The following is a 5,565-nucleotide window of genomic DNA, read 5'->3' on the forward strand; positions in this document are numbered from 1 at the left end:
CCGTACGACTCGCCCCGACGACCGGCACCCGCCGACGCGGGGCCGGAGCGCGCCATAGGGCGTGTCTTCGAACTCGCGTCTGCGGGGCCGATTCGTCGTGACGGACTTTCACATCGGGGGCGGCGGCCTGCCAGACTGGTACCGGGGGCCGGTCAGGGGCGGATGGCCACGGCGGCGAGGCAGGACGCCTCGGCGTCGCTGACGTGCGGGGTGTCGGGTTCGGGGCGCCAGCGGGGGGTGGAGGTGACGCCGGGGGCCAGGATGTCCCAGCCGGTGAAGAACCGGGCGAACTCGTCGGCGGCCCGGGCGCGGACCGGGTTGCCGTTGTCGCGGTAGACCTGCTCGATGCGGGCCGCGTCCTGGGGGGCGTAGTCGGGGGTGAAGTGGCTGATCACGAGGGCGGAACCACGGGCCGACAGCGCGTTCCCGAGCGTTTCGGCGATCTCGTGGGCACCGTCGGGGACGAAGTGGAGCAGGGCGACGAGGCTCAGGGCGATCGGCCGGGTGAAGTCGAGGACGCCGGTGGCGCGGACCGCGTCCAGGAGGGCGTCGGGATCCCGGACGTCGGCCTGGACGTAGGCGGTTCGCCCCTCGGGGCTGCTGCGCAGGAGGGCCTGGGCGTGGGTGAGGACGATGGGGTCGTTGTCCGCGTAGACGATCCTGGCCCGCGGTTCGATGCCCTGGGCGATCTCGTGGAGGTTGGGCGAGGTCGGGATGCCGGTGCCGATGTCGAGGAACTGGGTGACGCCGCCGCGCGCGAGTGCGCGGGTGGCGCGGTGCATGAACGTCCGGTTGGCGCGGGCCGCCGACCGGGCCTGGGGGAAGACCGCGAGGGCGTGCCCGGCGGCCTCCCGATCGGCGGGGAAGTTGGTCGTGCCGTCGAGGAAGTAGTCGTAGATCCGCGCCGAGTGCGGGCGGTGGATGGCGAGGTTGACCTCGGCGCCCGGCGGAGTGGCGGTGTCGTCGTGCTGCTCTGCTGCCATGGTGCGTTGTCCCCCTGCGTCGGCGTCATGTCGTGCCCGCGGGCCAGCGCACCACAACCCGTGGCGCGGCGTGGCGAACCCTTGCGCGGGCCATCGTTCAGCTCAACGTGACGATATCTGATCGCATGTGACTGATCACCATCTGACAAGTCATCACATGCCAGTTCATACAAACCTTTTTGGGATCCCCTTCACATCAGGCTTTTCGGGACGATTGGATGTCCGTACGGAGGACGGCCGTTCTCCACCGGACTCCACCGTTCCCGACCCCCGGGTCGGCCGAACGTCGTCCGCAAGGCCGACGAGGAGGATCATTTGACCAGCGACGACGAGTGGGCAGCGGTACGCCCCGCTCATCGGCTGTCCTACCAGGCTTTCTGCGACAGCCGCGAAGAGACCTGGCGCGGAGTCGCCTGGGCCCGGTTGCACGACCAGGAGCTCGTCGACCAGGCGATCCGCAGCACCCGCCGGGAACTGGGGCAGGACTGGCTCGGCGCGCTGAGCCAGCCCGACATCGAGGCCCACGCCTGGATGATCGCCAAGCGGTGCATCGCCGACCGGGAGATGAGCGCCGGCCAGGTCCCGCCCAGGGCGGTCGTCCCGGACTGGATCGTCGCCATCCGAGGCGCCCAGGCCCTGGCCCGCGTCAGCCTGGAGAACCTCGACAACGACTACGAGGAGCTCTACAAGGCGATCCTGCGCCTGCCGGAGCGCCAGTACGACATGATCGTGCTCCGCTACATGCTGGACATCGACTACCCGACGATCGCCACCTACCTCGGCATCACCGAGACCAACGCCCGCACCACCACCAGCCACGGCCTGGCCAAGCTCCGCCGCCTCCTCGGCACCGACACCACCATGGGGGACATGCAGTGACACGGGGACACGACCGCCGGGCAGCCACCCCCCGGAACCGGTACGACGGGAACGGCGACGAACCCGACGGACCGGTCGAGCTGCCCGACGGCGTGTCCGGTCCCGACCTGCGCCGCCTCGTCCGCGCCCGCGCCCCCCTCGGCGCCGAGCACCTCCAGGCCCGCCACGAACTCGACCTCGCCGCGACCCTGATCATCGCCCAGCCCGAGGCCGCCGACTCCCTGGAGGCCCTCGCCAACAGCCGGCGCCGCATCCACCCGGGCGGCGCGCTCGTCCTGGCCGCACTGCTCCACCTCGCCGGACACGACGACGGCTGCCAGTTCTGGCTGCAGTTCGCCGCCGGCGGCGGCAGCACGACCGCCGCCAGCTGCCTGTCCTTCCTGCACGCCGCCCGGGGCGAGTTCCGCGACGCCGACTACTGGCGCGACCAGGCCGACCAACTCGCCGCCGAAGCCCGCAACCCGGCCGCGCCGACCGCGCCCTGGCCCGGCCGGCCGCTCCCGCCCGCCGTGTGGGCCGACACCCTCGCCGCCTGCCACGACGGCCTGACCCTGCGCCTGCCCCCGCGCGTGGCCGCCGTCGTCCACCAGCTGCCCGTCACCTCCGACGACGAGGACCACGGCGAGATCCCCCAGCCCTCCCCCACCCTCGTGGACGACCTCGCCCACGCGTCCGGCCACGCCGGTCACGCCTGAGCCCCGCCCCTGACCCCCGCCACCGAGGCCCCGCCACCCCGCCCGGGCGGGCGGTCGCGCCGCGGGTGGGCGGATCCGGCCATCTAAGATGCCTGAGTCACTGGTACGGGCCCAAACCTCCGTGCCGGCGGCGCAGGCCATGTCCGATGCGGTGACGGCGAGACGAGGGAGCACCGGTGCCCAGCCAGCGGTCCATCAACGAGGCGGAGCGGCTCGTCCAGGCGAAGCTCGGCGGCATTCCGATCCGCCGGGAGCGGATGGCCGCGGTGGCCAACATCTACCGGGCCGCGTCCGCCGTCCGGCAGCACCTGGAGAACTCCGTGCTGCGCGGCTCGGACCTGACCTGGACCGCCTTCGTGGTGCTGTGGGTGGTGTGGGTCTGGGGCGAGTCCGAGACCCGGCACGTCGCCGAGGAGGCGGGGATCTCCAAGGGCACGCTGACCGGGGTGTCCCGCACGCTGGAGTCGCGCGGGCTGCTGCGGCGCACCGACCACCCCACCGACGGACGGCTGGTGCTGCTCGCGCTCACCGAGGAGGGCGAGGAGTTCATGCGCGAGGTGTTCCCCGCGTTCAACGAGGAGGAGTCCTTCGTCACCGGCCGGCTGAGCGACGCGGAGTGCGTCGGCCTCGCCGACGGGCTGCGGCGCGTGGTGCTCCAGGTCGAGGAGTCGGGCGAGGAGCGGCGCCGCTCGCTGCTGAACGGCGCGGAGCCCGCCCCGCGCCGCAGCGGACGGCGCGCCCGCGGCTGACGTTCAGCCGGCGGCCCGTACCAGGGCGTCGAAGAGGCGCTGCTGGGCCGGGTCCTCGTGGGCGGTGTCCTCGGGGTGCCACTGCACGGCGGCGAACCAGCCGTCGTGCCCGGGGAGTTCGACGGCTTCGACGGTCCCGTCGGCGGCCCGGGCGGTGACGGCCAGGCCCTCGCCGAGGCGGTCCACGTGCTGGTGGTGGTAGCAGGATGCCCGGACCTCCCCGGCGCCGGTGATCCGGGCCAGCGCGGAGCCGGGCGCGAGCGGGACGGGGTGCCGCAGGTGGCGGTGGTCCCGTCCGGGGCCGCCCATGTCCTGGTGCAGGGTGCCGCCCAGCACCGTGTTGACCACCTGGAGTCCGCGGCAGACGGCCAGCAGCGGCAGTCCGCTCGCGAGGGCCCGCCGGGCGAGTTCCAGGTCGAACGCGTCCTGCTCCTCGTCCACGTCGTAGACGGCCTCGTGGGCGTCGGTCGCCCCGTAGCGGTGGGGCGCCAGGTCGCCGCCGCCGGGGAGCAGCAGCGCGTCGAAGCGGGAGAGCCGGGCGGCGACCTCGGCGGGGTCGGCGGTACCGCCGGGCGCGTGCGGGTGCAGGGTGGCGGGCTCGCCGCCGGCCCGCCAGACGGCCTCGACCAGCGCGCGGGCGCTGACCTCCGCGGCGTACCGCAGCGCGGAGGTGGTGGCGGCGAAGCGGGCGGGGACCGCGATCAGCGGACGACGGGTCAAAGCTGGATCCAGGTGGTCTTGAGTTCGGTGTACTTCTCCAGGGCGTGGGCGGACTTGTCGCGTCCGTTGCCGGACTGCTTCATGCCGCCGAAGGGCACGGTGAGGTCGCCCTCCTCGTAGCAGTTGACCCAGACCGTACCGGCCCTGAGGGCGCGGGAGACCCGGTGGGCGGTGGACAGGTCGGAGGTCCACAGGCCGGCCGCGAGGCCGTACTCGGTGGCGTTGGCGAGGGCGACGGCCTCGTCGAGGTCGTCGAAGGCGAGGACGGAGAGCACCGGGCCGAAGACCTCCTCGCGGGCCAGCCGGCTGTCGGGGGCGACCCGGTCGAAGACGGTCGGTTCGAGGTAGGAGCCGCCGGTGCCGGGCAGGGTGCGCCCGCCGCCCGTGCGCAGGCGGGCGCCGTCGTCGAGGGCGGTCCGGACGTGGCCGAGCACCCGGTCGAGGTGGTGCTCGCCGACCAGGGCGCCCATCTCGGTGGCCGGGTCGAGGGGGTCGCCCACCCGCAGGGCGCGGGCGCGCGCCACGACGGCCTCGGTGACCTGGTCGGCGACGGAGCGGTGGACCAGCAGCCGGGAGGGCGCGGTGCACATCTCGCCCTGGTTGAAGAAGATGCCCCAGGCGGCGGTGGCCGCGGCCCGCTCCAGGTCGGGGGCGTCGGGCAGGACGATGTTCGGCGACTTGCCGCCCAGCTCCAGCCAGACCCGCTTGAGGTTGGAGTCGGCGGAGTAGTGCAGGAAGTGGCGTCCGACGGCGGTGGAGCCGGTGAAGGCGAGGACGTCCACGTCGGGGTGGAGGCCGAGGGCCCGGCCGGCCACCGGTCCGTCGCCGGCCACGACGTTGAGCACGCCCGGCGGCAGCCCCGCCGCGAGGCCGATCCGTCCGAGCAGCAGGGCGGACAGCGGGGAGTGCTCCGAGGGCTTGAGGACGACCGTGCAGCCGGCGGCCAGCGCCGGGGCGATCTTCCAACCGGCCAGGGTGAGCGGGAAGTTCCACGGGACGACCGCGCCGACGACGCCGGCGGGCTCCCGGGTGACGAGGGCGAGGGCGTCGGGCGCGGTGTGCGGGGACTCGTCGGTGAGCTTGTCGGCGAGCCCGCCGTACCAGCGGAAGGTGGTGATGACGGCCCGCAGTTCGATGTCGTGGGCGTCGGTGACGGGTTTGCCCATCTCCAGGCTGACGGTGAGCGCCAGTTCGGTCCGCCGTTCCTCCAGGAGGTCGGCGAACCGCAGCAGGATCCGTCCTCGGTCGGCCGGGGAGAGCCGCGGCCAGGGACCGTGGTCGAAGGCGCGGCGGGCGGCGGCGACGGCCGCGTCGACCTCGGCCGGGCCGGCGTCGGCGGCCTCGGCCAGCACCCGGCCGTCGCGGGGCGACACCACGGGGAACGCGCCGCCGCCGGGTTCGTCGGCGCCGTCGATCAGGTGCGTGACGGCCGGTTCCAGCGCCTCGGCCCGGCGGAGCCAGTCGTCGTGGGTGGCGAGGGTCATGGGGTCCTCCGGAGCACGGGGGTGCGGGATGGGTGGCGCGCGCCCTGCCTGCGGG

General features: G+C 74.0%; 6 protein-coding genes. 3 read left to right on the plus strand and 3 right to left on the minus strand.

Annotated features, from left to right (window positions below):
• Nucleotides 1-152: 152 nt before the first annotated feature.
• Entirely contained in the window at nt 153-983 is an 831-nt protein-coding gene (locus ACFU6K_RS29970) for an SAM-dependent methyltransferase (protein ID WP_380668261.1), read from the minus strand.
• A gap of 315 nt (nt 984-1,298) precedes the next feature.
• Here ACFU6K_RS29970 and ACFU6K_RS29975 point away from each other — a divergent pair, with 315 nt between their 5' ends.
• The 3 genes from ACFU6K_RS29975 to ACFU6K_RS29985 all read left to right on the plus strand — a co-directional run bounded on the left by ACFU6K_RS29975 (nt 1,299) and on the right by ACFU6K_RS29985 (nt 3,306).
• Nucleotides 1,299-1,862: an RNA polymerase sigma factor gene (locus tag ACFU6K_RS29975; protein ID WP_380668263.1), complete on the plus strand. Its 564-nt coding sequence runs from the start codon at nt 1,299-1,301 to the stop codon at nt 1,860-1,862.
• Nucleotides 1,859-2,557 (plus strand): hypothetical protein, encoded by a 699-nt coding sequence (locus ACFU6K_RS29980; protein ID WP_380668265.1) that lies wholly within the window; start codon nt 1,859-1,861, stop codon nt 2,555-2,557. Before ACFU6K_RS29975 ends, ACFU6K_RS29980 begins: the two co-directional genes overlap by 4 nt.
• Before the next feature lie 176 nt (nt 2,558-2,733).
• Nucleotides 2,734-3,306 carry a MarR family winged helix-turn-helix transcriptional regulator gene (locus tag ACFU6K_RS29985; protein ID WP_380668267.1) on the plus strand — a complete coding sequence of 191 codons (573 nt, stop codon included), beginning with the start codon at nt 2,734-2,736 and terminating at the stop codon, nt 3,304-3,306.
• A gap of 3 nt (nt 3,307-3,309) precedes the next feature.
• Here ACFU6K_RS29985 and ACFU6K_RS29990 read toward each other — a convergent pair whose 3' ends face one another.
• Both ACFU6K_RS29990 and ACFU6K_RS29995 read right to left on the minus strand, forming a co-directional pair.
• Nucleotides 3,310-4,026 carry a gamma-glutamyl-gamma-aminobutyrate hydrolase family protein gene (locus ACFU6K_RS29990; RefSeq protein WP_380668269.1) on the minus strand — a complete coding sequence of 239 codons (717 nt, stop codon included), beginning with the start codon at nt 4,024-4,026 and terminating at the stop codon, nt 3,310-3,312.
• The gene (locus tag ACFU6K_RS29995) at nt 4,023-5,510 is read right to left on the minus strand and encodes an aldehyde dehydrogenase (protein WP_380668271.1); all 1,488 of its coding nucleotides are present in this window, start codon (nt 5,508-5,510) and stop codon (nt 4,023-4,025) included. Before ACFU6K_RS29995 ends, ACFU6K_RS29990 begins: the two co-directional genes overlap by 4 nt.
• Nucleotides 5,511-5,565: the final 55 nt, after the last annotated feature.

The sequence above is a fragment of the Kitasatospora sp. NPDC057512 genome (assembly GCF_042802135.1).
GTDB lineage: Bacteria > Actinomycetota > Actinomycetes > Streptomycetales > Streptomycetaceae > Kitasatospora.

What these genes read in the sequence shown, in the direction of transcription:
- ACFU6K_RS29970 (WP_380668261.1), bottom strand. Translation starts at nt 983, where the DNA reads ATGGCAGCAGAGCAGCACGACGACACCGCCACTCCGCCGGGCGCCGAG.
- ACFU6K_RS29995 (WP_380668271.1), bottom strand. Translation starts at nt 5,510, where the DNA reads ATGACCCTCGCCACCCACGACGACTGGCTCCGCCGGGCCGAGGCGCTG.